Annotated in this window: 22 protein-coding genes; 11 read left to right on the top strand and 11 right to left on the bottom strand. The window is 70.2% G+C overall.

Features of this window, described 5'->3' with window-relative positions:
• Window positions 1-27 precede the first annotated feature (27 nt).
• The 4 genes from ACSRUE_RS12505 to ACSRUE_RS12490 are packed head-to-tail and all read right to left on the bottom strand — an operon-like array spanning window position 28 to window position 2,348.
• Window positions 28-1,176: a S1C family serine protease gene (locus ACSRUE_RS12505; protein ID WP_437764371.1), complete on the bottom strand. Its 1,149-nt coding sequence runs from the start codon at window positions 1,174-1,176 to the stop codon at window positions 28-30.
• Window positions 1,173-1,475 (bottom strand): DUF1844 domain-containing protein, encoded by a 303-nt coding sequence (locus ACSRUE_RS12500; protein WP_437764370.1) that lies wholly within the window; start codon window positions 1,473-1,475, stop codon window positions 1,173-1,175. The genes ACSRUE_RS12505 and ACSRUE_RS12500 overlap by 4 nt, the downstream gene beginning before the upstream one ends.
• On the bottom strand, window positions 1,472-1,702 hold the full coding sequence (locus ACSRUE_RS12495; protein ID WP_441291178.1) for a hypothetical protein: 231 nt from the start codon (window positions 1,700-1,702) through the stop codon (window positions 1,472-1,474). Before ACSRUE_RS12495 ends, ACSRUE_RS12500 begins: the two co-directional genes overlap by 4 nt.
• Before the next feature lie 40 nt (window positions 1,703-1,742).
• On the bottom strand, window positions 1,743-2,348 hold the full coding sequence (locus tag ACSRUE_RS12490) for an FKBP-type peptidyl-prolyl cis-trans isomerase (RefSeq protein WP_441291177.1): 606 nt from the start codon (window positions 2,346-2,348) through the stop codon (window positions 1,743-1,745).
• 82 nt (window positions 2,349-2,430) lie between these two features.
• On the opposite strand from ACSRUE_RS12490, the gene ACSRUE_RS12485 reads away from it, so the two are divergent.
• The 4 genes from ACSRUE_RS12485 to ACSRUE_RS12470 are packed head-to-tail and all read left to right on the top strand — an operon-like array spanning window position 2,431 to window position 7,135.
• Complete coding sequence (locus tag ACSRUE_RS12485) at window positions 2,431-3,885, top strand: efflux RND transporter periplasmic adaptor subunit (RefSeq protein ID WP_441291176.1); 1,455 nt, start codon at window positions 2,431-2,433, stop codon at window positions 3,883-3,885.
• 6 nt (window positions 3,886-3,891) lie between these two features.
• Window positions 3,892-4,689 carry an ABC transporter ATP-binding protein gene (locus tag ACSRUE_RS12480; protein ID WP_437764366.1) on the top strand — a complete coding sequence of 266 codons (798 nt, stop codon included), beginning with the start codon at window positions 3,892-3,894 and terminating at the stop codon, window positions 4,687-4,689.
• Window positions 4,686-5,906, top strand: coding sequence for an ABC transporter permease (locus ACSRUE_RS12475; protein WP_441291175.1), 1,221 nt, complete (start codon window positions 4,686-4,688; stop codon window positions 5,904-5,906). The genes ACSRUE_RS12480 and ACSRUE_RS12475 overlap by 4 nt, the downstream gene beginning before the upstream one ends.
• On the top strand, window positions 5,903-7,135 hold the full coding sequence (locus ACSRUE_RS12470) for an ABC transporter permease (protein ID WP_437764364.1): 1,233 nt from the start codon (window positions 5,903-5,905) through the stop codon (window positions 7,133-7,135). The genes ACSRUE_RS12475 and ACSRUE_RS12470 overlap by 4 nt, the downstream gene beginning before the upstream one ends.
• An 86-nt stretch (window positions 7,136-7,221) precedes the next feature.
• Here ACSRUE_RS12470 and ACSRUE_RS12465 read toward each other — a convergent pair whose 3' ends face one another.
• From ACSRUE_RS12465 to ACSRUE_RS12455, 3 genes are all read right to left on the bottom strand, one after another.
• A complete protein-coding gene (locus ACSRUE_RS12465; RefSeq protein WP_441291174.1) occupies window positions 7,222-9,273 on the bottom strand; it encodes a S1 RNA-binding domain-containing protein in 2,052 nt (683 codons plus the stop codon).
• Window positions 9,274-9,399: 126 nt separating this feature from the next.
• Window positions 9,400-10,500, bottom strand: a complete 1,101-nt coding sequence (locus tag ACSRUE_RS12460) for a P-loop NTPase (protein ID WP_437764362.1) — start codon at window positions 10,498-10,500, stop codon at window positions 9,400-9,402.
• A gap of 126 nt (window positions 10,501-10,626) precedes the next feature.
• A complete protein-coding gene (locus ACSRUE_RS12455; protein WP_441291173.1) occupies window positions 10,627-11,862 on the bottom strand; it encodes a hypothetical protein in 1,236 nt (411 codons plus the stop codon).
• A 407-nt stretch (window positions 11,863-12,269) separates the two neighbouring features.
• On the opposite strand from ACSRUE_RS12455, the gene ACSRUE_RS12450 reads away from it, so the two are divergent.
• The 3 genes from ACSRUE_RS12450 to ACSRUE_RS12440 all read left to right on the top strand — a co-directional run bounded on the left by ACSRUE_RS12450 (window position 12,270) and on the right by ACSRUE_RS12440 (window position 15,570).
• Entirely contained in the window at window positions 12,270-12,797 is a 528-nt protein-coding gene (locus ACSRUE_RS12450; protein ID WP_437711158.1) for a TlpA disulfide reductase family protein, read from the top strand.
• Between the two features lie 147 nt (window positions 12,798-12,944).
• Window positions 12,945-13,469 carry a peroxiredoxin family protein gene (locus ACSRUE_RS12445; protein ID WP_441291172.1) on the top strand — a complete coding sequence of 175 codons (525 nt, stop codon included), beginning with the start codon at window positions 12,945-12,947 and terminating at the stop codon, window positions 13,467-13,469.
• Window positions 13,470-13,557: 88 nt separating this feature from the next.
• Window positions 13,558-15,570, top strand: coding sequence for a hypothetical protein (locus ACSRUE_RS12440; RefSeq protein ID WP_441291171.1), 2,013 nt, complete (start codon window positions 13,558-13,560; stop codon window positions 15,568-15,570).
• Between the two features lie 36 nt (window positions 15,571-15,606).
• On the opposite strand, the gene ACSRUE_RS12435 is transcribed toward ACSRUE_RS12440, so the two are convergent.
• Window positions 15,607-16,929 (bottom strand): hypothetical protein, encoded by a 1,323-nt coding sequence (locus ACSRUE_RS12435; RefSeq protein WP_441291170.1) that lies wholly within the window; start codon window positions 16,927-16,929, stop codon window positions 15,607-15,609.
• A 95-nt stretch (window positions 16,930-17,024) separates the two neighbouring features.
• Here ACSRUE_RS12435 and ACSRUE_RS12430 point away from each other — a divergent pair, with 95 nt between their 5' ends.
• Both ACSRUE_RS12430 and ACSRUE_RS12425 read left to right on the top strand, forming a co-directional pair.
• The gene (locus tag ACSRUE_RS12430) at window positions 17,025-18,014 is read left to right on the top strand and encodes a diacylglycerol/lipid kinase family protein (protein ID WP_441291169.1); all 990 of its coding nucleotides are present in this window, start codon (window positions 17,025-17,027) and stop codon (window positions 18,012-18,014) included.
• Window positions 18,015-18,144: 130 nt separating this feature from the next.
• The gene (locus tag ACSRUE_RS12425) at window positions 18,145-19,107 is read left to right on the top strand and encodes an acyl-CoA desaturase (RefSeq protein ID WP_437764355.1); all 963 of its coding nucleotides are present in this window, start codon (window positions 18,145-18,147) and stop codon (window positions 19,105-19,107) included.
• Window positions 19,108-19,398: 291 nt separating this feature from the next.
• Here ACSRUE_RS12425 and ACSRUE_RS12420 read toward each other — a convergent pair whose 3' ends face one another.
• Window positions 19,399-21,084 (bottom strand): CTP synthase, encoded by a 1,686-nt coding sequence (locus tag ACSRUE_RS12420; protein WP_441291168.1) that lies wholly within the window; start codon window positions 21,082-21,084, stop codon window positions 19,399-19,401.
• A 475-nt stretch (window positions 21,085-21,559) separates the two neighbouring features.
• On the opposite strand from ACSRUE_RS12420, the gene ACSRUE_RS12415 reads away from it, so the two are divergent.
• Window positions 21,560-22,444: a fumarylacetoacetate hydrolase family protein gene (locus ACSRUE_RS12415; protein ID WP_441291167.1), complete on the top strand. Its 885-nt coding sequence runs from the start codon at window positions 21,560-21,562 to the stop codon at window positions 22,442-22,444.
• Window positions 22,445-22,490: 46 nt separating this feature from the next.
• Here the strand turns inward: ACSRUE_RS12415 and ACSRUE_RS12410 are convergent, their stop codons facing one another.
• Window positions 22,491-22,973, bottom strand: a complete 483-nt coding sequence (locus ACSRUE_RS12410; protein WP_437711171.1) for a hypothetical protein — start codon at window positions 22,971-22,973, stop codon at window positions 22,491-22,493.
• Entirely contained in the window at window positions 22,970-23,503 is a 534-nt protein-coding gene (locus tag ACSRUE_RS12405) for a hypothetical protein (RefSeq protein ID WP_441291166.1), read from the bottom strand. The genes ACSRUE_RS12410 and ACSRUE_RS12405 overlap by 4 nt, the downstream gene beginning before the upstream one ends.
• A 177-nt stretch (window positions 23,504-23,680) precedes the next feature.
• Here ACSRUE_RS12405 and dacB point away from each other — a divergent pair, with 177 nt between their 5' ends.
• Entirely contained in the window at window positions 23,681-25,255 is a 1,575-nt protein-coding gene (gene dacB, locus ACSRUE_RS12400; RefSeq protein WP_441291165.1) for a D-alanyl-D-alanine carboxypeptidase/D-alanyl-D-alanine endopeptidase, read from the top strand.
• Window positions 25,256-25,264: the final 9 nt, after the last annotated feature.

Below are 25,264 nucleotides of genomic sequence, written 5' to 3'. Positions count from 1 at the left end.
CCGGGCGGGAGACAGCGGCCGCCCGGCTCACGGTTCATCGGCCTCGTCGCTGAGCTCGGGCAGCTCGCCCAGCGTGAGGCGGACATCGAAGACCCGCTCCAGCCGCGCGACGCGGAGCGTAACGGCCTTGTTCACCCCGGCGATGCTCGCCATCCACCGGAGCTCGTTCGGGTCGGAAATCGCCTTTCCTTCGAAGCCGATGATCACATCGTCCGGCGCGATGCCAGCCCGGTCCGCGGGTCCCCCCGCCACCACGGTCTTCACCCACGCCCCCTTTCGATCGGGGCGCTTGAGCCGCCCCGCCTCGATCGAGTTGAGGACGTCGACGATCACCCCGACCTGGCTCCGCCGGATCTTGCCGTCGCGCAGCAGCATCGGGAGCAGCTGCCGGACCATGTTGATCGGGATCGCAAACCCGATGTTGTTCGCGTTGGCACGCACGGCCGCGTTGATGCCGACCACCTCGCCCTTGAGGTTCAGGAGCGGGCCGCCGGAGTTGCCGGGGTTGATGCTCGCGTCCGTCTGGAGGAAGTTGAAGTAGCCGCTCGGGTCGAGCCCCTTCACGTCGTCCCGGGTGCGGCCCTTGGCGGAGAGGATGCCCGCCGAGACCGTGTGGGAGAGGCCGAAGGGGTTGCCGATCGCGACCACCCAGTCGCCGACCTCGATGGTGTCCGAGTCGCCCAGGGGGAGCGACGGGAGCCCCTTCTCGTCGACCTTCAGCACGGCGACGTCCGTGTGCTTGTCGCGGCCGATGACGGTCGCCTTGATGTCGCGGCCGTCGACGAAGCTCACGAGGATGTCGGTCGCGCCCTCGATCACGTGGTTGTTCGTCAGCAGGAAGCCCTCTGGATCATAGACGAAGGCGGTCCCGAGCCCCTCGGCGACCGTGCGGCGGCGGCCGCCCGGCTGCTGCCGCTCGACGCGCGCCTTGACCGTCGCGACCGCTGGATCGGCCCTGCGCGCGAGCGGCGCGAAGGAGCCGGGCATGCCCTCGGAGCGGACGATCGGAGGAGGCGGCGGCGCGGGCGGAGGCGGCGGCGCGATCGCCACCGGCACGGCGCCCGAGGGGACGGTGGAGCTGCTTGCGCTGGAAGAGTGGCCGGGAGAGGCCTTGCTGCACGAGGCGACCAGCGAGGCGAGGAGGACCCACAAGAGAGCCCTGGCGCCAACGGTCACGATCGTTTCGAGACCTCAAGGTAGCGCATCCGCAGATCGTAGAGCGCCTGCTCGAGCAACCTCTCCTCGTCGCCCGAGAGGTTCCCCTTCGTCTTCTCCTGGAGGAGCGACAGCAAATCGATGTCCTGATGCGCGAGGATCAGGTTCTGCTCTTCCCGGCCGTCGGGGCTGGGCGCGTCGCCGAGGTGAACGTACGCGGAGCCGATGATCGACAGCACGAAGGTCGAGAAGTCGAGCGTCGGCAGCTCCGGGAGGCTCCCTGGCGGAGGGAGGTCTTCCCGATTCGTCGCGTCGCTCACTCTGCCCCTTCGTCGTCGAGCTCGGGCTCGATCCGCGACCCCTGCGCTGACGCGCCGAGCGCCGGCTGGTCGACGGCGATCCCCTCGGCGTGCTCCTCCAGGTCCTGCAAGCCCGCGAGGTGCGCCTCGATGATCCCGGCGCTGAGCGTCCCGCTCGCCAGGAGGCGCTCGCGCACCCGACGATCGAGCTGCAGCTCCGTCAGCTTGCCCTTCTCACCTACGGTCATGATGTGATCTCCTCAGACAACCCACCCGTTCGCGGTGGGCTTATGACGACTTCTTCGAGAGCGTCACGAGCACCCCCCCATCCCCGTGCTCGTGATGGTGGCTGTGATCGTGGTCGTGGTCGTGGTCGTGACCGCAGCAGCCCTCGCCCTCGGAATCCTCGATGCGCTCCTCCAGCTCGGCCTGAGCCTGCGCGATCTCCTCCTCGCTGGCGGCGCGCACGTCCTTGACCTGAACCTGAAAGCGCACCTTCTGGCCTGCCAGAGGGTGATTCGTGTCCACCCGGAAGCCCTCGGGGAGGATCTCGATGACCCGGAGCGCGATCGGCGAACCGTCCGGGCCCTGGGCGACGAACTCGTCGCCGACCTCGACAGCGCCCCCATCGGGGAAATCCGCCTTGTCCACCTCGAAGATGCCGGCGTCATCGCGCTCGCCGAACGCATCTTCCGGCTCGACGGTGATCTCGCGCTGCTCGCCGGCGCGCAGCCCTTCCAGCGCGCGCTCCAGCCCGGGCACGATCTGAGCATAGCCGTGCGTGTAGACGAGCGGCTCCGCGGTCGATGCCTCATCCACCGTCTCTCCGGTTTCGTTGAAGAGGACGTAGGACAGCGTGACGACCGTATCCGTTGCGATGGGCAGCGACTCCATGGGGCGGCGGTTGGTCTGCCACGGCGCTTCCGCGGTTTCAAGCGAGGCGCGCTCGCGCGGCAGCATGCTATGAGGACGTCCGATGGCCGATTCCATGGCTCGGGCGACCGGTCGCGACCCCCTCGACGCGTCGCCCGCTGCTGCGCAGGCCACCACGGAAGCGGAGCGCCTCCGTCCCGGAGAGGCGGCGCCGGGCGAGACGCGACCGGCCTCGACCGCGCCGGCGCCCCCCGGCGGCGCGGCGGCCCGGGGCCCGCGCGAGGGCGGACCGCGTCCTCGACGTGGGGGAGAGAGCCTGGAGCAGGAGCTCTCCCGGGTAGGCACGAAGCGCTGGCTCGCTCGCCTCGGCGTCCTCGCGACGATCGCAGCGCTCGTCGCGGGGCTCGCCGTCTGGAGGATCCGGACGAGGCCCCCGCCGCCGCCGCGCTACGTCACGGGCGACGTCACCACGGGCGACGTGCTCGAAGTGGTCCAGTCGACGGGGCAGGTCAAGCCGCTCACCGAGGTGCAGATCGGCGCCCAGGTCTCGGGGCGGATCACCAAGGTCTACGTGGACTTCAACAGCATCGTGAAGGCCGGCGACGTGCTGGCCGAGATCGATCCGACGCTCTTCGGGGCGCAGATCGACTCGAACCAGGCGCAGATCGCGGCGGCCAGCGCGAGCGTCGTGCGCTCGGAGGCGTCGCTGGGGACCGCCAAGCAGCGCCTCGAGCGCGCGAGGAAGATGGTCGCGGAGGGGGTGGGCTCGCAGGCCGATCTGGACACGGCGCAGGGCGCCTACGACGTCGCGCTCGCCGACCTCGCGGCCTCGAAGGCGCAGGTGGCGCAGCTCAGGGCGGTGCTCCGCTCCTCCACGACGAACCTCCAGTACACGCGCATCTTCTCGCCGATCGACGGGGTCGTCATCAGCCGCGCGATCGACCCCGGGCAAACCGTGGCGGCGAGCTTCCAGGCGCCGACCCTCTTCGTGATCGCCCAGGATCTTCGCAAGATGCGCGTGCTCGCCGACATCGACGAGGCGGACGTCGGGCGGCTCCGCGAGGGCATGACGGCGGACGTGAGCGTCGACGCGTTCCCGGGCGAGACGTTCCGAGGGACGGTGAGCCAGGTGCGCTACAGCCCGTTGAGCCAGTCCGGCGTGGTGACGTACGCGGCGGTCGTCGAGGTCGACAACCCCGACATCAAGCTCCGGCCGGGGATGACGGCGACGGTGAGCGTCCGGTCCGCCGAGGCCAAGGGGGTGCGGCGGCTGCCGAACGCGGCGCTCCGGTTCAAGCCCGCCCCGACGCGGGACAAGGACGGCAAGGAGATCAAGGGGCCGCCCCTCGAGCCGCTCCCGCCGAAGAAGGGCCGAATCTACGTGCTGACCGACGCGACGCCCGGGGCGGAGAAGATCGAGCCGCGCGTCGTCGACGTCGGGATCACCGACGGCATTTTCACCGCGCTCGGGTCCGATCTCGGGCCGCTCAAGGTCGTCACCGACGAGAACGACGATCCGTCCGCGAGCGGCAGGGGGCGCGGCCCTCGGCTGTTCTGAGGCGTGATGCTGCCCCAGAGCCAAGACGTCGCCGCGGCGCCCCGAGACGAACCGCTCATCGAGCTCTCGAGCGTCGGCAAGGACTACACGACCGAGGCCGTCATCGTGAGGGCGCTCCGGCACGTGGATCTGAGCATCCAGCACGGCGATTTCGTCGCGATCGTCGGGCAGAGCGGCTCGGGCAAGAGCACCCTGATGAACATCATCGGGTGCCTGGACCGGCCGACGCAGGGGACGTACCGGCTCGACGGCCTCGACGTCACCCGGCGCAGCAACGACGCGCGCGCGATCGTCAGGAACCGCCTGATCGGGTTCGTCTTCCAGGGCTTCAACCTGCTGCCGCGCACCACGGCGCTCGAGAACGTCGAGCTGCCGCTGGTCTACCGGGGCGTCGGCGCGGCGGAGCGGCGCCAGCGGGCGCTCGAGGCGCTCGGCGCGGTGGGGCTGGCCGAGCGCCTGCACCACACGCCGAACCAGCTCTCGGGCGGGCAGCAGCAGCGCGTCGCCATCGCGCGGGCGCTCGTCACCTCACCGCCGCTGCTCCTCGCCGACGAGCCCACGGGCAACCTCGACACGCGCACGAGCTACGAGGTGCTCGGGCTGCTGCAGCGGCTCAACCGGGGCGGGATCACGATCGTCCTCGTGACGCACGAGCCGGACATCGCCGCCTGCGCGAGCCGCGTGATCACGATGCGCGACGGCGAGATCCGCAGCGATCTCAGGAACGATCGCCCCGTCGACGCGGCCGCGGCGCTCGCCGCGCTGCCGCTCTCCGCGGCGGAGAGCGACGAGCGCTCGCCATGAGCGGCTACCTCGCCGCCGTCCGGATCGCGCTGCGCGCCATCGTCCGCTCGAAGCTCCGCGCCGCCCTGACGGTGCTCGGCATCCTGATCGGGGTCTCGGCCGTGGTGATCGTCGTGGCGCTCGGGACGGGCGTGCGCAACCGCGTCCTGGGCGAGATCTCGGGCATGGGGGCGAGCTCGATCTACATCTTCCCGCAATCGACGCAGGCGTCGGGGCTGAAGCGCCGCGAGAACGCGAGGATGTCGGAGGCCGACGGGATCGCGATCCTGAAGGAGTCGACGAGCGTGGCCGTGCTGAGCCCGTTCAGCTCGACGTCGACGCAGATCGTTGCCGGAGAGGCCAACGTCGCGACCCAGGTCATGGGCGTGACCCGGAGCTACCTCTCGATCCTCTCGTACAGCGTCGGGGTGGGCGAGGGCTGGACCGAGGCCGACGAGCAGCTCAAGGCGAAGGTCTGCCTGATCGGCGAGACCGTCCGGGAGAACCTGTTCGGCTCGGGCGAGGCCGTGGGCCGGTACATCCGGATCGGCAAGCACCCGTTCCGGGTGATCGGGGTGCTCGCGAAGAAGGGGCAATCGCCCTTCGGCGAGGACCAGGATGACCGGCTGCTCATGCCGATCGGCAGCTTCCGGTCGCGGATCGTGCCGAGCGCGCCGGGCAGGGTGCAGATGCTCGTCGCCGCCGCCACGAGCGAGCGGACCGTCGATCGCGCGGTGGAGCAGATCGACAGGATCCTCCGGCAGCGCCACGGGATCGCGCCGGACGACGAGCCGAATTTCGTGATCCGCACGCAAGCGGAGTTCCGCGCGTCCCAGGAGCGGATCCTGGACACCTTGACGATGCTCCTGTCCTCGATCGCCGCGGTGTCGCTCCTCGTCGGCGGGATCGGCGTCATGAACATCATGCTGGTCAGCGTCACCGAGCGGACGCGCGAGATCGGCATCCGCATGGCGATCGGCGCCTCCGAGGGAGACATCCTCGTCCAGTTCCTTGTCGAGGCCATCACCCTGTCGCTCATCGGCGGCGTGCTCGGGCTCGGCGCGGGGCTCGGCGTCATCGAGGCCCTCGCCGCGACGCTCGGCTGGAACATGACGTTGCCGGCCAGCGCGGTCGTCGTCGCGGTGGGGACGAGCGCGACGATCGGGATCGTCTTCGGGTTCTTCCCGGCCCGCCGCGCGGCCCGTCAGGATCCCATCGCCGCCCTGAGGCACGAATGAGCGCCACGCTCACCCGGGTGTTCTCGGCGGTCGTGATCGCGCTGCGCGCCGTCCGCCGGAACAAGCTCCGCGCCGGGCTCACGATCCTGGGGATCACGATCGGCGTCGCGGCCGTCGTCACCGTCACGGCGCTGGCGAGCGGCGCGCGCGCCAGCGTCAACGCGCAGATCTCGAACCTCGGCTCCAACTCGCTCATCGTCTTCGCCCGCTCCGCCCGCGCCTCGGGCGTCCGCAGCACCGCGGGCGCCAAGCTCTCGGAGCTCGACGGCCAGGCGCTCGCGCGCGAGTCGACGAGCATCCGGCTCGTGGCGCCGTTCCTCAGGTCGAGCGCCCAGGTCATCCACGAGGGCCAGAACGCGAGCCCGACGCTCGTCGGGACGCGCCTGAACTACTTCGAGATCCGGAGCTGGAAGGTCGCGCAGGGAGAGCCGTGGAGCCCCGCCTCGGAGAACCTCTCCGAGAAGGTCGTCGTGATCGGGGCTCAGACCGCGCGCGATCTGTTCGGATCGCTCGATCCGGTCGGCCGGATGGTGCGGATCGGCCGCCAGATGTACCGCGTGCTCGGCGTGCTGGAGGAGAAGGGGGCGTCGCCCTTCGGGCAGAGCCAGGACGAGATCGTGCTGATGCCCATCACCACGATGCGGTCGCACGTCGTCGCCACGCGGCCCGGGGAGGTTCACGCCATCTTGCTGAGCTCGACGTCGGCCGAGACGTCGGAGCGCGCCAGGCAGCAGGCCGAGGCGATCCTCCGCCAGCGGCACCGCATCGGCGAGAACGACGAGGACGATTTCGCCGTCCGGAGCCAGGCGGAGTTCCAGGCCATGCAGGACGCGATCTTCGCGGCGCTCTCGGCGTTGCTCGTCAGCATCGCGGCGGTGTCGCTCGTCGTGGGCGGCATCGGCGTCATGAACATCATGCTGGTCAGCGTCACCGAGCGCACCCGGGAGATCGGCATCCGGATGGCCATCGGCGCCCGGGAGATCGACATCCTGCTGCAGTTCCTGCTCGAGGCGCTCGTGCTCGCCACGCTGGGCGGCATCGTCGGCAGCGCGCTCGGGTACGGCGTCATCTTCGGGTTCTCGCGCGCGCTCGGCTGGCCGATGAGGCTCGAGCCGGCTGCGCTCGCGGTCGCGCTCGGGGTGAGCACGGCGATCGGGATCGTCTTCGGGTTCTTCCCGGCGCGGCGGGCCGCGCGCATGGATCCCGTGAGCGCGCTAGGGCGCGAGTAGCGCGAAGCGCGCCGGACCGCGGGCGGTGGCCGGTGGAGGAGGGAGGCGGAGGCGCTGCCGCACGAGCCGGCGCGCGCCTCCCGGGATCAGCTCTTCTTCATCAGGTCGGCGAACGTGCCGAACTTGGCCTCGCGCGCGACCCCCGCGCGGTACTGCTGGTACGCCTGCTTCTCGGCGTCCTCCTTGAGGGCGCGGATCGACAGCTTGGCCTCGCCCCGGCGCGGATCCACCTCGATGATCTTCGCGTCGAGCTGGGTCCCGATGGGGAACTCCTTCCGGAGGTCGGTGCCGCGCTGCGTGCCGGTGTGGCCTGCCGGGATGAAGCCGCGAGCCGCTCGCCCCGTGGTGCCGAGCACCCGGACGACGAGCCCCCCTTCGGTCACCTGCGTGACGGACACCTTCACCGCCTTGCCCTGCTGAACACGCTGGCGCGGCTCGCTCTCCTCGCCCTCTGGCGGAGCGGGGTGGAGCCCGATGCGCCGGCCCGCGGCGTCGCAGGTCGCGACGACAACGTCGACGTCGTCGCCGACCTTCACGACCTCGTTCGGGTGCTGGATCGGCTTCATCGAGAGGTCGGCCGTGTGGATGAGCCCGTCGATGCCCGGCTCGAGCTCGATGAACGCGCCGAACGGCTGCAGGCGAGCGACCTTGCCCTTGTGGCGCGTGCCGACCGCGTACTTCTCCTTCACCGCGTCCCACGGGTCGACCGTGGCGGCCTTGCGGCTCAGCCAGAGCTTGCCCTTGTCGTCGACGCGGAGGACCTTCACGTCGATCTCCGCGCCCGGCTTGAACAGGTCGGCCAGCTTGGCGCCGCGGTCGTGGCTCGCCTCGCTCATGTGGACCAGCCCCTCGACGCCGCCGGCGTCAGGGAGCGCGACGAACACGCCCCACGCGACGACCTTGCGCACGATGCCCTTGTGCAGCGAGCCGGGCTCGATCGACGTGAGCGCCTCGGTGCGCGCCTTCCGGCTCTCCTCTTCGAGCATCTTGCGGCGGGACACGACGATGTCGCGCCCCTTCTTCGCGAACTGGGTCACGCCGAAGTCGAGCCGCTGGCCCACGAGGTAGTTGAGGTCGGCGCCGTGGCGCAGATCGACGTGCGACGCCGGCGCGAAGGCGCGGAGGCCGCCGAGGTCGACCTCGAGCCCGCCCTTCACCGCCCCGGTCACGAACCCCTCGATCGACTCGCCGCTCTGGAGCGCAGCCTCGGCGCGCGCGCGCGCCTGATCGAGCTGCACCGGCGCCCTGGACAGGAGGAGCATGCCTCCGCGCACGCCGGTGCTCGCCACCGTCGCGATGAACTGATCTCCCTCGACGGGCGGCTCTTCCTCGAGGATCTCGCGACGGTCGAACAGCCCCGTCGCCTTCCCGGCGATGTCGATCCAGATGGCGTGGTCGGTGATCTTGCTGACCTTGCCGAACACTTCCTCGCCGATGCTGAAGGCCGGGCGCTCGCGCGGCGGCGGCGCGCCCTGCCCCTTGCGCCGCTTGCGCTTCTCGCCACCGGGCTGCGGCTGCCCGCCCGCCTCGTCGGCCGCGTGCTCCTCCTCGCCCTCCTCTTCTTCTGCCGCGTCGGCCGCCTCCGCGCCGCTGGCCTCGGCCGCCTCAGCGGCCTCGCCCTCGGGCTGGCCGGACTCCTCCGCGCCCTTGCGGCGACGGCGGCGACGACGCTTCTTTCCAGCGCCACCCTCGGTCTGCGCGGCCGCACCGGCCTCTCCGGCCGGCGCGGGCTTCGCAGCCAGCGCCGGCTTCGCGGCCGGCGCGGGCTTCGAAGCCGCCGGAGGGGTCCGCCTGCCGGACGAGAACCCCGGCTTGCGATTGCCGATATCATCCCGCGGCAAGCCTGGAACGCGGTTGCCGATGTTGTCGCCCGGCTGCTCTTCCCACTCGTCGTCGGCGTCACTCGCCGGGGCGGCGCTCGCCGCCGCGGCCGGTGTCGCCTCGGACTGGGCCGAGCTCGCCTGCGGCGACGCTTCTTCGCCGGGCTCGTAGCTCGCTTCAGTTGGAGGGGTGGACCCCCCTTCATGGGCTTGGGCTGCTTGCTCGGGCGCAGCGTTCGACGACTCGAGCGGGCCGCCCTGGTCGGCCGGAGCTCCCGGCGCGTCCGCCGGCGTGGTGGTATTTTCGTGGGTATTCATCCGCGCCTCGCGCGACAACGCATGCCGATGGGGGCGAAACGTGCTCGCGTTCTCTCCAGCGGCCCCCTCGGTTGAATGGGGGAAGGGGCCGGAACCATATCGTACCCGGGACGTTTACGCGAGAGCCTACCGCATGATGGGCAGGTGCTTGTTGCTCCCCCCGCTCCGATCGATGCGGAGGCCGCCCCCGCTCGCGAGGTTGTGGGCGCTGACCTGGCCGGCCAGCCGCTCCGCCACATCCACGAAAGCGCGCGCGATCGGGCTGCTCGGGGCAGCCTGAACGACCGGCGTGCCGGCGTCGCCCCACTCCCGGATGGCCGGATCCATCGGGATCTGGCCGAGCAGCGGCGCCTCGGCGAACTCGGCGATCTTCTGCCCGCCGCCGGCCCCGAAGAGCTCGTGCCGCTTGCTGCACCCGTCGCACACGAAGTAGCTCTCGTTCTCGACCACGCCGAGCAGGGCGATCCCGACCTTCTGGGCCATCGAGACCGATTTGTACACGTCCTGGAGGGCCACCTCCTGCGGCGTTGTCACGACGATCGCGCCCGTGGTCCTCATCTTCTGGGAAATCGTCAGCGCAATGTCGCCGGTACCGGGCGGAAGATCCAGCACGAGGTAGTCGAGCTCACCCCATTCCACGTCGCGCATGAACTGGATCAGGGCGTTCTGGAGCATCGGCCCGCGCCAGACGACCGCCGATCTCGGATCTTCCAGCAGGAAGCCGATCGACATGAGCTTCACGCCGAAGCGCTCGAGCGGCAAGAACTTCTGCCCATCGGCCGATGTCGGGCGGCCCATCACGCCGAGCATGGTCGGGACGCTCGGCCCGTACATGTCCGCGTCGAGGAGGCCGACCTTGGCCCCCTCGCGGCTGAGCGCCAGGGTGAGGTTCGCGGCGACCGTGCTCTTGCCGACGCCGCCCTTGCCGCTCATCACGAGGATGATGTTCCGCACGCCCGGGGACGGGTCGTCCTGGAGGATGGTGCGCGCGGGGATGCCGATGTCCCACGCGATCCGGACACCCTTCGCGCCGGCGCCCTTCAGCGCCGCCTCGATGTCCGCCGCGAGCCGCTGCTTGAAGTAGCTGGTCAGCTCGACGGTGAGCGAGACGGCCTCGCCCTCGACCGAGAGCTCCCGGACGCGACCGAGGTCGGTGATGGGACGCTGGAGGTCCGGCGCGATGACCTTTGCCAGCGCGGCGAGCGCGGCGTCCTTCGTGATGGGCATGGGGCGAAGGAGTTAGGACTGCTCGGGATTCCCGTCAACCGGCGAGCGCGGCGTCGCCGCGGGCGCTCGCTCTGGCCTGGCCGGGCGCGGCGCGACACAGGCCGTTCCTGCGCCCGGCCGGCGCCGTCACCAGCAGGTGGCGACCTTGGAATCGGGGTCGCCGCGATCGAGCTGGCGCGACGGCAGGTAGCACCGCGAGTCCACGCAGTCCCCGCTCGAGTTCTGCTCGACGCACACGCACGCGCCGACGAGCCCGCTGGGCGACTTCGGGCAGACCTCCGCCGCGTTCTCCGCGGTGCACCGGATGGGGAGCGCCGCGTCCAGACACGCCCGCTCGCCGCGCAGCGTGGTGGTGCACTCCATCGTGGACTCCGCGTCGCCGCAGTCGGTGTCGTTGCGGCACGGCTCGCAGAAGTTGCCCTTGCCGGTGCAGGCGCCGAACCGCGGGATGCACGCGCCCTCGTCGCACCGGTAGTCCAGGTCGCAGTCGGAGTCCGCGCTGCAAGACCTGGCGCACCGGAGCTCGCCGTCGATCGCGACGCAGCGCTGCTCCGCGGCGAACGAGCAGTCGAAATCGGTGCTGCACGGCGCGCACTGGGTGCGCTTGACGCAGGTGCTGCGCAGCAGGCACACCGGGCCCTCGACATAGGTGTTGCCGTCCCCGAACGTGGACGGGTCGATGCACTCCTCGTCGGTCTCACCGCAGAAGCCGTTATCCCCCTTGTTCGTGCCGCAGATCGCGTGAGGATCGCGGGACACGGCGCACTCGAAGCCGCCGGGGCAGTCCGCATCGCCCATGCAGTGCGGCATCGTGCAGTAGGCCTCGGCGTCGCCCTGTCCCTTGCCAAGGCACTCCAGGCCGAGCGAGGTGCACTGGTCGGGGGAGCAGGCCGGGACGACGCAGGCGCTGCCGTCGCTGCACTTGCCGGCGGAGCAGGCGGGGTCGCCGCCGCACCGCTCCGTGTCGCGCTGGCACTCGCCTGGGTTCCCGTTGCATTGGATCGGGTTGCACGGCGTCTCGTCGGGGCAGCGCCCGAACTGGCCGCACTCGGTGCCGAATGGGCAGGGCGCACCGAAGCCCACCATCTTCTCCTTCTGCGTGCAGACCAGGATCTCGGCCTTCGTGTCGTCCTCCTCGGCCGGCGCACAGTCCTGGAAGCCTGGAATACATTCGCGGTGGCTGCTGCACCTGAGCACGCAGCGGTTGCCGACGCAGGTGTTGCCCTCCAGGCAGAGATCTGGCTCGCATTTGCCCTCGCAAACGCCGTCGACGATGACCCCCCCGAAGCATTTGTCCTGCGGCGTGCCCGACGAGCATGCGCCGCTCGCGATGGCCGCCCCGCTCGCCAGGCAGCACAGCATCAGGAAGGCGTGGATACTACGGAGACGGGGCCGACGGGCGCTGTGAGAAGCGACAACCTGCTGCATAGGACCTCAGCGCGGGAAACACCCGCGGATCGGGGCAGGCACGGCGGGCCTGGCCGGAGATTGCGGAAACGCGCTCCCGAGCGAAGCGGCGACGCCAAGGTTGCCCTTGACGCCCCCCGTGCCGCCCAGAAGAATGAGCACTCCTACACCATACTTCAGGCGGTGGCATCATGCGAATCGACGCGGTTCTCGGTGGGATGGGCCTTTTCGTCGTGGCGGCTCTAGGGCTCGTCGGCTGCGCAGAAGAGGATCCCATTCCTGCTCCTCCTTTTCCCGAGGGGACGGGTCAAGCTGCGAACGCTCGATATCCGGCTGGGCCGTATGGGGTGAGCCTCCACCGGGTGATCGCGAACTATCAGTTCGTCGGGTACGCCAACGCCGCCGAACACAACGACACGATGCAGCCGATTCAGCTCGCCGATTTCTACAACCCGACCGGGACGGAGGTCTTTCCGGAAGGCTCGCTTTACGGCGCGGGAGAGCCGAAGCCGAAGGTGCTGCTGATCGACGTCTCGTCCGTATGGTGCGGCCCCTGCAAAATCGAGGCAGAGTCCGTCCTGCCCGAGCTCTACAAGAAGTATCAACCCCAGGGCGGCGAGTTCCTTGTTCAGCTCGCAGACGGAAGGACCCCGGGCGAGGCGGCGGTCCCGAACGACCTGTACCGCTGGACGACCCGGTACGACGTGCAGTACCCGTCGGCGATCGACCCTTCGTACAAGCTCGGCGCGCTTTTCCAGGCCGACGCGTTCCCGGCGAACATGATCGTCAGGACGCAGGACATGACGATCATGGAGATCGTCGCTGGCGTGCCCGAGGAGAACAGCAATTTCTGGCGAACCTTTGAGAAGATCATGAACGGCGAGCTCTGAACGAGCTTCGCCGTGCGCGCCTCGTCGAACCACCGGTCGGCGCGCGCGTGTAGGGAGAATCTGCCAGGGCGCCGCAGAGGGCGCCCGCGACGTTGAGCCCTCATGCCGGTCGGCCGCTCAGGCCGGCCCCTTCGCGATGGAAACCCAATGAACCGAAAAACCCGCTGCGCGCTCTCGCTGGCGTCGATTGTCCTCGGCCTCGCTACCACCTCGTGCGGAGCAGCCTCAGGCGGCCCATCGGCGAGCCGGGCGCCGGATTTCTCGCTCCCCGCCCTCGACGGCAAGACGGTCAGGCTCTCGGACCATGCCGGCAAGAGCGTGGTGCTCATCGACTTCTGGTCGACCACCTGCGATCCGTGCCTGGCGGAGATGCCCCACCTCGTCGAGCTCTACAAGAAGCACAGGGACAAGGGGTTCGTCGTGCTCGCCGTCTCGCTCGACGGACCGGAGTCGCGGGCGCAGGTGAGCAGCACGGTCCACGACAGGGAGATGATCTTCCCTGTGCTCCTCGACGAGGAGACGACCGTGGCCGCCAAGTACAATCCGAAGCGCGAGCTTCCGTTCTCCGTGCTCATCGGCCGAGACGGCTCGATTCTTCACAAGCGCAGCGGGTACCAGCCCGGCGACGAGGCGGCGCTCACCGAGCAGGTCGAGAAGGCGCTTGGCCAGTAGCGCCGGGGCGGCCGTCCGGCGCGCCTTGTCGGCGCGATCGGCGGCTCGCTCGCTCCACGGCGCCAAGGTCCATGGTAGAGATCGGGCGGTGCGCAGCCCGCTCCGCCTCGTCCGTTCCTGCCTGACAGCGACGCTCCTCCTCGCGGCCACGCCGGCGGCGGCGGTCGATCTCCCGAACGTCGGCGGCGAACCGCTCTCGCTCGATGTCGTGAACACCGCGGCCGTCAGCTACCACTTCGACAATCGCAACGACGATCGCCGCTATCCCTCGACCCATCTCGACGACAACTACGGAGAGTTCGTCGATCGGCTCGACGCCCAGCTCAACTGGTGGCGCCTGCAGCTCGGGATGCGGCTCAACGGCTCTTTCTACGTGCCCAGGCCCTCGGCGACCGACATCGATCTGCAGCGGAAGGTCCTGAACAAAGAGGTCTCGTTCGAGCTGGACGACGCCGCGCGGGAGCTCCACTCCCGGTATTTGACGACGGTCTACCCGGCGAAGCTCTGGCTCACCTACACGCAGCCGGGCATCGAGGCCACGGTCGGCGACTTCTACGCGCAGCTCGGGCGCGGCCTCGTCTTCAGCGTGCGGAAGATGGACGAGCTGGCCATCGACACGACCGTGAGGGGCGGCAGGCTCGTGCTCGACAAGGATTTCCAGCTGTTCAGGCTGGAGGCCACCGCCTTCGCCGGACAGATGAACCCCCTGCGCGTCGACGACGCGAGCGGCAGGCGGCTCCACGGGGACGGGTCGCCGCTCTTCTTCGGCTTCCCTGGCGCAAGCGACCTGGCCACAATCGACTTCAACAAAAACAATCGACCTTACAATGCGATCGAGGGGGCCCGGCCGAACTACCTGGAGGACACCGTGCTCGGCGGACGCCTGGAGGCGGGTGTGAAGGGCGTCGAGCTCGCAGCGAACGGCGCGCTGCTGCTGCGCAAGTCATATACCGCGGAGTTCAACCGATGCGTGGCCGCGGCCCAGCTCATTGAGGACGCCGATGTGCGCAGGGCGCAGCAACGCCTGTGCGCCGGTGAGTTCCCTGAGTTCGTCAGCAACCCCCCCGAGCGGCAGCGCAACACGATCCGCACCTTCAGCGGCTCGGTGAGTATTCCGTCTATCGCGGAGCGCGGGGACGTCTACGTCGAGGTGGCCGGTCAGCAGCTCCGCAGCGGTCGCCCCAGCCGGGATGGTGAGCCGGCAAGGGACATATCTGGCTACGCGGTCTATCTGGCGGCGAACGGGCGCGGAGGTCCGCTCGCCGTCGCCCTCGAAGGGAAGCACTACCGGCGATTTTTCCCGCTCTCGGCCAACGTCGACGTCTCCCCGCTGTCGAACCCGGGGTTCAACGCGCCGGAGTTCGAAGGCGTGGCGTACAACCAGCCTCCGACGGCGGAGCCCATCTACGTCGAGCCGATCGGGTCCCCCAATGTCTGCGTAACGGGCGGTCGCGCCCGCGTGGACTACCGCTTCAACCGGAGCGCGGCCATTTACGCCTGGCTCGGACGCTATGTGAGCTTCTCGGAACGCCGTGACAACATCGACTGCGACACGGCGGATAGCCTTCGGACCGACACCTGGGATACCGCGGCAGGCGCCGAGATCGACTTCGATGGCCGCCGCTCGCACGTGCGCGCCTGGACTGGAGTTCGGCAATCCGATGCGGCCGACACCGGCGACGTCTTCTACAGCGAAGGCTACGTCCGGTACGACATCGTGAAGCACCTCGCCGGCGCGTTCTCCCTCCAGGCACAGGGCAACAGCCGCCGCCGTTACAGGCCAGAGAATTTCGAATCGTCCTGGGTCGAAGGGGACAACTACGTCGCGCTCCAGTGGTCACCCCATCTCGCGGCGATGTTCGGCTACGAGTACTCCTCACAGCCTGGGTGTGCGCCCGGCAGGGGCAACGAGCTCTGCCACTACTTCAACGGGGGACTTCAGTGGAAAGCCGGGTCGAGGGAGACAGTGCTCGACCAGGTCATTGACACCGTGCAGCTCTTCGTCGGACAGCGGCGCGCGGGCCTGCGTTGCGTTTCGGGCGTGTGCCGGAATTTCCCACCGTTCGAGGGGGCGCGGCTCGAGCTCGTCTCGAAATTCTGAGCGACCGGGCCGCCGCGAGCGCCATACCGGCAACGCTCAGAACGCCGCAAGGATCTCGCAGGCCACCGAGGTCCTGACCTGGGGCTCGGCGTCGGCGAGGAGCGATGCGGCGCGCGGGATCTCGCCGAGCGCGACCAAACCCGCCCCCGCCGCCTCGCGCACCGGGATCTCGCGGGATCCGACGTCGCGCTCCAGCAGCGGCACGACCGCGCGGATCCCTGCACGTGCGAGGGCTCCCCGCGCGAGCACCGCGCGCGTCGACGTCCCCGCGGCGAGCTTCATCAGCCAAGCGACGGCCGCGGAGCGCTCGCGCGCCGCGACGTCCCGCGGCGCGGCGTCGACGTGGCGGCTATGGACGGCGAAGACCACGGCCTCATCCGGATCGCCCTGCGCCTCGATGAGCGCAGATCGCACCGCCGGGTCCTGGAGCGGCGCCGAGAGGATGGCGTAGACGCGATCCCGGCTCTGGCTGGAGCGGATGGAGCCGATGAGGACGGAGACCGCTTCGCCGGCGCCCTCGCCTCCCGCGCGGACCAGCGCGCGCGCGGCGGCGATCGCGGGCGCGCCGCGCTGGGTGGAGATCGCCCAGCGGAGCTGCGCGCGCCCGCCGCCGTCCAGCGCGCGCGACGTCGCCCACGCTTCGGCGATCGCCTCGCGCCCGGGTTCATCCGAGAGGGTCCAGACATCGCGCAGCGCCAGCACGACCTCCTGACCGCCGAGCGCCCCGGCGGCGCGGATCGCCAGCGTCCGCGCGAGCGGGTAAGGATCGAGCCGCGCCGCCGCGAGCAGCGCTTCCCGATCGCTCGGGTCCGCTGCCGCGGCGGCGGCGCGAAGCGCCGAGACGCGGACCTCCTGATCTCCGTCGAGCATCCGCGAGCGGCGCACCGCGCCGTCGTCGGCTGTGATGAGCGCCCGCGTCTCCAGCGCGCGGAGCGCCGTGTCCTTGCCGGGGTATCTCCCGGCCGCCGCGTCGCTCGCGTACCGCTTCACGCTCTCCGGGTCGGTGAGCCCCGCCTCGAGGAGGATCATCGCCGCGGCGGTCGCGATCGCGTCCGAGCCCGCGGCGCGCTCGGCGAGCGCGTCCTCCAGCGCGCGCGCGCACGTCCGGAGCTCGCGCAGCCGATCGGCGCCCGATGGCGGCGTCGCGCGCGCGATCTCCCCCTGCGCGACCGCGCGGGCGATCGCTCGTGCGCCCTCGCTGTCCAGCGTGCCGCGGCGGAGCTCGTCGCTCAACGTGCGGCGCAGCTCGTCGAACCTGCCCGCCTCGGCTGCGCGCAGGGAGGCCGAGCTCGCGCAGCCGGTGACGGCGGCGAACGAGAGGAGGCCGGCGAGGATCGACCGGGAGAGCACGCGGCGCATGACGCGCCTCTTACCGCGCCGAAGTTCGCGTTCGAAGCCCCTTCGGCTCGACCACCCGGGGATTCCGTTTTATAGGGCGGTCACATTCCGGCACCATGCGTATCGACGTCATCGTCAACACCACGGCGCGCCGGTACCGGGCGAGGCCGTCGCTCATCGACCGCATGGCGGCCGCGTGCGCTGGCGCGGCGGAGCTCCACCCGACCTCGAACGTCGCGGAGCTCGCGGAGGTCTGCGAGCGGCTCGCCCGGCGACGCACGGATCTCGTCGCGCTCTCGGGCGGCGACGGCAGCTTCATGGCCGGCGTCACGGCCCTCGCGCGCGCCTTTGGCGAGCGCTCGCTGCCGCCTCTTGTCCTGCTGCCAGGCGGCACCGTGGCAACCGTCGCGCGGAACTGGGGCATGACCGGAGATCCGGCTGTGCTCCTCGCGCGGACGGTCAGCGAGGTTCGCGGCCTCCCGAGCGGCGCGGCCATCCATGGCGCCGTCCGCCGGCCCACCCTGCGCGTGCGCGCGACGACCCGCAGCGGCGTCGAGGAGCGCATCGGCTTCATCTTCGGCACCGGGCTCGTGGCCAGCTTCTTCGATGTCTACTACGAGCGCGGAGGCGACGGCTACGGCGCCGCTGCGCGCATCGTGGCGCGGGTGTTCATCGAGTCCTTCTACGGCGGCGCCCACGCGCGCCGCGTCCTCGACCCGCTGCCCTGCACGATCGACGTGGAGGGGCGGCAGCTCGCCCCACGCGCCTGGTCGCTCATCTGCTCGTCTGCAGTGCGTGACCTCGGGATCCACATGCTGGTCACCTACCGGGCAGGCGAGGATCTCGATCGCCCTCACCTCGTCGCCAGCGCCCTGCCCCCTCGAGAGCTCGGGCCGCGCGCTCCGCTCGTCCTCGCGGGCCGCCGGATCGGCGGCAGGGACCACTTCGACGACCTCGTCCAAGATTTCACGGTCCGGTTCGGCGCCGAGACCAGCGCGACCTCGCCCGGCGACGGCCCCTACATCCTCGACGGCGATCCCCTCCGAGCGAGCGAGATCCGGGTCTCCGCCGGGCCAGCCATCGACGTCCTCTCCCTGCGCCCCTGAGGCCGCGCGCTCGCCGACGCCCTGCGCCGATCCGTCGGCGAGCCGGCTGCCGCATCGCATGACGGAATCATGACCAGCGTCGTGAGCCCCAGTGACGGGCGTGCTCGATGCTCCATCCACTTTGGAACCCATGACGCAAGCGCCTGCATCGAGCCCTACACGGGTCGTCGTACCGAAACCTGGCCCCAGCCTCGGCCAGATCTTCAACGTGCTGGGGATCACTGCGATCCACGTGGGCGCCGTGGTCGCCATCCTCCGAGGTGCCACGTGGAAGCTCGCGGCGCTCGCCGCGGCCACGTACGTCGTCCGGATGTTCGCGATCACGGCGGTCTACCACCGGTACTTCTCGCACCGTAGCTACAAGACGAGCCGCGGCCTGCAGTTCCTGCTTGCGCTGCTCGGCACCACGGCGACGCAGAAGGGCCCGCTGTGGTGGGGGGGGACGCACCGCGTCCACCACAAGTACTCGGACACCGAGCGCGACGTCCACAGCCCGCTCCGCAAGGGGTTCTGGTACGCGCACATGGGTTGGTGGCTCGGCCGCGAGCACGAGGAGCTGGACCTGAAGCGCATCCCCGACTTCGCGGGTTTCCCTGAGCTCCGCTGGCTCGACCGCTACCACGTGGTCGGGCCGCTCGGCATGATGGCGCTGCTCTTCGCGGTGGGCGGCTACGACGCGTTCCTGTGGGGCTATGTCGTGTCGACGTGCGCGCTCATGCACGGCACGTTCACGATCAACTCCCTCGCGCACGTGTTTGGCTCGCGGCGCTACGCAACGACCGACACGAGCCGCAACAACTTCTGGCTCGCGCTGATCACCCTCGGCGAGGGCTGGCACAACAACCACCACCACTACATGAGCAGCGCGAACCAGGGCTTCTTCTGGTGGGAGATCGACGTCAGCTTCTACGTCTTGCGCGCGATGGAGAAGCTCGGCCTGATCTGGGAGCTCAGGACCGCGCCGGCGCACGTGCTGCAGCGGAACCTGATCAAGGAGGTCGGCGAGCGGTCGCCGCTCCTCGCCCCTCAGGCCGCAAACGCCGAGCCCCTTGACGCCCCGCCGCTGGGCCGGCCGAGCCTCGGCGACGTCTGACCGCGCGCGGCGTTCGTCATCGATGATCTGCGGACGGAGGCTGCAGGGCCGCCTTCGTCCGCAAGAGCTCGCGACAGAACCCTCGACGACCATCGCAGCGCCGCCCGTCTCGCCGTCGATGCGACGGCCAGAGCTCCCCGGGAGCTCTGGTGCGGGCCGCTAGCGCGCGGGCGCATCTTCGGTGCGCCGCGCGCTCATCCGCGTCGTTCGGCTCGCTGCGGCGTAGCTTCGCACGCCTCACTCGCCTGCCCAGCGACCGAGCCCGTAGCGCACGAACCTGTGCACCCCGCTCTAGTTGACGGACGAGACAGCTTGCTGGGTGTGGGCGGCGGCAGAATCGCCGGGCTTCGGCTTCTCGGCCTTGTTGCGCTCGCGTTGGCGCTCCAGACCGGCGCGCACGAAGCGCGCGAAGAGCGGGTGCGCGCTATGGGGGCGGCTCTTGAACTCGGGGTGGAACTGACAGCCCACGAAGTACGGGTGCTCGCGCAGCTCGATCATCTCGACGAGGCGCTGGTCGGGCGACGTCCCGGAGAGCACGAGCCCCTTCTGCACCATCGCCTCGCGGTACTTGTTCGACACCTCGTACCGATGTCGGTGCCGCTCGCTGATGCTCGTCTGCCCGTACGCCTCCGCGGCGATCGAGCCCTTGTCCAGGACGCACGGGTACGCGCCGAGGCGCATCGTCCCGCCCTTCTCGACGACCCCCTTCTGGTCGGGCATCAGATCGATCACCGGGTAGGCCGCGTTGCGATCGAACTCCACGGAGTTGGCTCCCGTCATGCCGCAGACGTGGCGCGCGTACTCGACGACCGCGAGCTGCATGCCGAGACAGATCCCGAAGAACGGGATCTTCTCCTCGCGCGCGAAGCGGATGGCCTCGATCTTCCCCTCGGTCCCGCGATCGCCGAAGCCGCCGGGCACGAGGATGGCGTCCAGGTTCGACAGCACCTCGGGCGCGCCGCGCGCCTCGATCTGCTCGGAGTCGATGTACTCGAGCTCGACCCGCACGTCGTTGTGGAGCCCGCCGTGGACGAGCGCCTCGTGCAGCGACTTGTAGGAGTCGCGCAGGTGCACGTACTTGCCGACGACGCCGATCTTCACGATGCCGCGGGACGGCTTCTTGAATCGCTCGACGATGCGCTGCCACGGCGACAGGTCCGGCTGCCTCGCCCAGATGTTGAGCAGCTCCGTGATCTTCTCGTCGATCCCCTCGGCGTGGAGCACGAGGGGGAGCTCGTAGATGCAGTCGACGTCGACGGCCGCGATCACGCAGTCGACGGCGACGTTCGAGAAGAGGGAGATCTTCTCCTTCATGCTGCGCGGGAGCGGCCGATCGCAGCGGCAGAGGAGGATGTCCGGCTGAATGCCGATCTCGCGCATCTCCTTCACCGAGTGCTGGGTGGGCTTCGTCTTCAGCTCGCCCGCCGTCGCGATGAACGGCACCAGCGTGACGTGCACCGAGATCGCGTTCTGCGCGCCCGACTCCACCTTGAGCTGGCGGATCGCCTCGATGAACGGAAGCGACTCGATGTCACCCACGGTACCGCCGACCTCGACAATCGCGACGTCAGCCCCGTCCGCAGCAGAACGGATGCGCAGCTTGATCTCGTCCGTGACGTGCGGGATCACCTGCACCGTCGCCCCGAGGTACTCGCCGCGGCGCTCCTTCGAGATGACCGCCTCGTAGACGCGGCCGGTGGTGAAGTTGTTCTGACGGCTCATCCGGGCGAGCGTGAAGCGCTCGTAGTGCCCGAGATCGAGATCGGTCTCCGCGCCATCGTCTGTGACGAAGACCTCGCCGTGCTGGTAGGGGGACATCGTGCCGGGATCGACATTGATGTACGGGTCCAGCTTGAGGTGGGTGACCTTCAACCCACGGGACTCCATCAGCGCCCCGATCGAGGCCGCAGCCAGTCCCTTGCCGATCGACGATACGACTCCGCCTGTGACGAAGACGAATTTGGTCCGCTTGCTCATGACCCATCGCTCCGCTGCGCCGTGTGCGCGCCTGTAACCAGTCCCTCGAGCGGCGCTCCAAGGTGAGCGCCGCCGAGGGTCGGCTGTCCACGGCAAATACCTTGCCCGGCTTACAAGCCGCACGGCCCCGTCAGCAGGACCGAAGCCGGAGGAAACCCCGCGACGGGGAACCCCGCGCCGGCAACAGAACCTGACCTACCGTACGAGCCCATCTGCAACCGGCAGGGACCCACGGCAAGCCTGCGCGACGTGATGCCGCTCTGAATCCGCCGGCATTCTAGGCCGCTCTCCCAGCGCGTCAATGCAAAGGACAATCCGATGTCCCAAGAAGGGTCGAGTCCCTCGGGATCGGACACCGACCGCCGGCCGCAGGCGTAGGCGCCGGGGGCTCCGCGGGCCTGAGAGCTCCGGCGGATCGGGATGGTACGCTCCGCCGGCTGCCGGCGGGCCTGGTCACGCCATGAGAATCGCGCACGTGCTCCAGCTCGCGACGTCCACCCCGGTCGTAGCGCTCGAACGGGACGGTGCGCTCTACGACGTCGCGGAGCTGGAGCGCCACTTCGGGACGAAGCTCGCGGACATCCGCGGCGTGTCGGACTTTCACACGCGCGTGGTGGCGCTCCGTTGCGCCGGCCTTCACGCGCTGGATGATCGGCTGCTCAGCGGAGATCGTCCCGCGTCGACGCATCTGCACCCAGCCACGATCTTGTGGTTGCCTCCCTGCGCCACCGACCGCGCGGCGTACATCCAGCTCGGCCCCTACGCGCGCGGCGCCGAGCGCCCCTGGTATCGGTTCGGCAACAGCCGCGCGCTGCTTGGACATGCTGCCGAGATCCCCTTCCCCCCGCTCGAGGACAGGCCCGACTACGAGCTGAACCTCGCGGTGGTCCTCGGCGAGGATCTGCGGCGCGCCGCCCCGGAGGAGGTGGAGCGCGCGATCGCTGGCTACACCGTGCTGAACGACTGGACCGCGCGCAGCCTGGAGGCGCGGTCGCTGGTGCGCGGGCTCCCACTGTCGGAGGCGAAGGACTTTGCAACGCAGCTCGGCCCGGTGCTCGTCACGCCCGACGAGCTCGGCTCGGTCGAGGCGCTGCGGACCCAGGTCCGCGTCGACGCCGAGACGCGTTCCTGTTCGCGCGTTGGCGAGTGGACCTTCTCGCTGGCGGAGTCCGTCGCGTACATCAGCAACCACGTCGAGCTGCGCGCGGGCGACGTGATCGGCGCGGGCCGCGTCTTCGGTGGGAGCGCTGATCAGCGCGTACCGTACGGCGCCAGCGTCGAGCTGATGATCGAGCGCATCGGACGGATGACCGGCAAGCCCGTCTGCGGCCCCGCGCTGTTGCCATGGCGCCGCCGGTGAGCGGGCGCCGGCGCATCACCGCGCGGACCGCGTGGTCCTCGGTGGCTCAGAACGTTCCGACGACGCCGATGCCCATGCCGGTCGCGGTGATCACCGGGGCCGGCCGCACCGTCAGCGCCGCAGGGGTCGAAGGCTGCGCCGAGCGCGCCTCCGTGGTCATGAAGATCCCTTCGCCGACGAGACCCAGACCGGCGAGCTGCGCGAGCCCACCGATCGCGGTGAGCGCCCCGCGAACGTACAGCGTCGCTCCGCAGTCCGGATCGTCCGCGGCGCAGCCGTTCTTGGCGAGCGCGAGCCATGGACCAGCGATCGGGATCTTCAGCTCGCTCGCCCCAGGGACCTCTGGCCATGACGATGCGGCGAGGAACGCCGCGCCGTAGGCGAGCGCCGTCACGGCCACCCCGCCGACGATGACCTTCACGCGTGCCGAGGACGGCGGGTACCGCGGAGGCGCCGCCGGCTCCTCCGCGCCGGCGGAGGCTGCGGCCAACCCCAGCGCGGCGACGACGGCGATCGAGGCGAACTTCATGGCGTCTTCGTTCCGGAAGCTCCCGCGCCCGACTTCTTGGACGGCAGCTTCACGGTGTACGGGACCTCGAGCGGCTCCCCCTCGAACGGCAGCACGATCTCTCCGACGAAGGCGCGCTTCACGCAGGATTCGGCGGGCGTCCCTGCGAAGGGCGGCCCGACCAGCACGTCGGTCACGCGTCCCTTCTGGCCGTCGAACACGACCTTGACCTCTCCCTCGCCCGTCGGCGCGTTGGGCACGACCTCGGCGCAGTTCGCCGCCTTGTCCCCTCCGCGTCGCAGCGCGATCTCCATCTGCTTCTTCTGATCGGGGTTGAGCCCGCCCCCGCTGTCCGCCGACGCGCCCGCCTCGGCGCCGGAGCTCTCCGCCTCGGAGCCGGAGCCCCCCGTCTCGGCGGGTGCGGCAACATCGGACGGTGCCTGATCGAAGTTGTAGTCTTCCCCTGCCTGCTTGGGCTTGGCGCCGGAGCATGCTGCAGCCGCGAGGATGAGGAGCGGCAAGAGCGCGCGGGTCGAATGCTGCTGGGACACGGTGTCCTCCCTTCGAACAGAGCGTGAAGGAGCGTCTGCGCGCACCCTAGCAAGCTCTCCTTTCCGAGGACAACCCCGAGCGCACACGCGCGCACCGATGAGCGACGCCGGGCTACGACGACCGGTCGACCGGAGGAGGCGTCCGCGGTGGAGGCGTTGTAGAGGCGGAGACATCTCATGCCTCGACATCCCCGCCGTACAGCCTCCGCGCTCGCGCTCGTGCTCTCGTCGCTCCTCGCCCGCCCCGGCGGCTCCCAGCCGCTCGACAGCGGCGCCGCTCCCGCTGACCGCTCGACCCCCACAGCGAGGCCGACCCAGGGAGCCCCCGTCTCGCCGAGCGCGCTCCCGGCGCCCCTCGCGTCGTACGGACCTCGAAAAATCGACCCTGAGCGCGCTCGAGCGCAGGTCGAGACGCTCGTTACCGACGTGCGCCGCCTGGGGGGGCGGGTCGGCGTGCTCGCCCTCGACGTCGCCAGCGGCGCGACGCTGGCGGCCTTCGATCAGCGCGGCCTGTACAACCCTGCATCCAACGCGAAGCTCTTCACGGCAGCGGCCGCGCTTCGCCTGCTCGGGCCGAGCTACCGCTACCTGACCGGCCTCTACGGGGACGCGTCGAACGGAACCGTCGCCGAGCTCGTGCTCCGGGGTTCGGGCGATCCCTCCCTCAGGACGCGTGATCTCTGGGAGATGGCGCGCGCCTTGAGGGCGTCCGGCGTCCGGAAGGTCGCGGCGATCGCGATCGACCAGGGCTACTTTGACGCGCGCTACGTGCCTCCGGCCTTCGAACAGCAGCCGGAGGAGTGGGCGGCCTTTCGCGCCCCGGTCGCGGCAGCCTCGCTGAACGCGAACGCCTTGCTCTTCACGGTGCGCCCGTCGAAGGCAGGGCAGGCTGCCTCCGTCGCGATCGATCCCCCGGGCTTCACGGTGCTCCGGGGCACGGTGACCACCGCGAGGCGCGGCACACCAGAGAAGCTCGGGGTCCGGCTCGAACCGAACGGCGAGCGCCTCGTCGCGCACCTCAGCGGGCACATCCCAGAGGGCGGCCGCGCGGTGAGCCTGGCGAGGCGCGTCGACGATCCCCGCCTGGTCGTCGCGTATGCGCTCAAGGAGATGCTGCTGGAGGTGGGCGTCGACGTCTCCGGCGAGGTGCGGCTCGGCGGTGAGCGCCAGAAGCGGCTCCTCGCGGCTCACCGCTCGGCGCCGCTCGGCGAGCTCCTCTCCGCCCTCGGGAAGGACAGCGACAACTTCTACGCGGAGACGATCTTCAAAACGCTCGCCGCAGAGAAGCGCGGGCGCCCCGGCACAGCCGAGGGTGCCGCGGAGGTGGTCGGCGAGACCCTCCGGGAGCTCGATGCGTTCGGACAAGACGTCGTCTTGAGGAACGGCTCGGGCTTGTTCGACGCCGCTCGCGCATCGCCGGAGGCCATCGTCCGGCTGCTGCGCGCCGCGCTTCTCGATCCGGCGCTCGGCGCAGATTTCACCGCGCAGCTCGCGATCGGCGGTGTCGACGGCACCTTGCGCAGCCGCTTCCGCGGGTGGTCGAAGGAGCGCGCCATCCGTGCCAAGACGGGAACGCTCGCCGCGGTTGTGGCCCTGTCTGGCTACATCCTCGCGCCCCCTGGTCGCTCCCCGATCGCCTTCGCCGTGCTCGCCTCCGACGTCCCAGGGAAGATCGACCCCGCGCGAAGGGCCATCGACCACTTCGTCGAGTCGCTCGCCGACGAGCTCTGGAAGGACGCACGCACGCCGTGAGAGCGCGGG

This window comes from Sorangium sp. KYC3313 (assembly GCF_052075895.1).
Taxonomy (GTDB): domain Bacteria; phylum Myxococcota_A; class Polyangia; order Polyangiales; family Polyangiaceae; genus Sorangium; species Sorangium cellulosum_B.
Note: the sequence above shows the minus strand (reverse complement) of the source record. Positions and strands in the feature narration are given on the sequence as shown.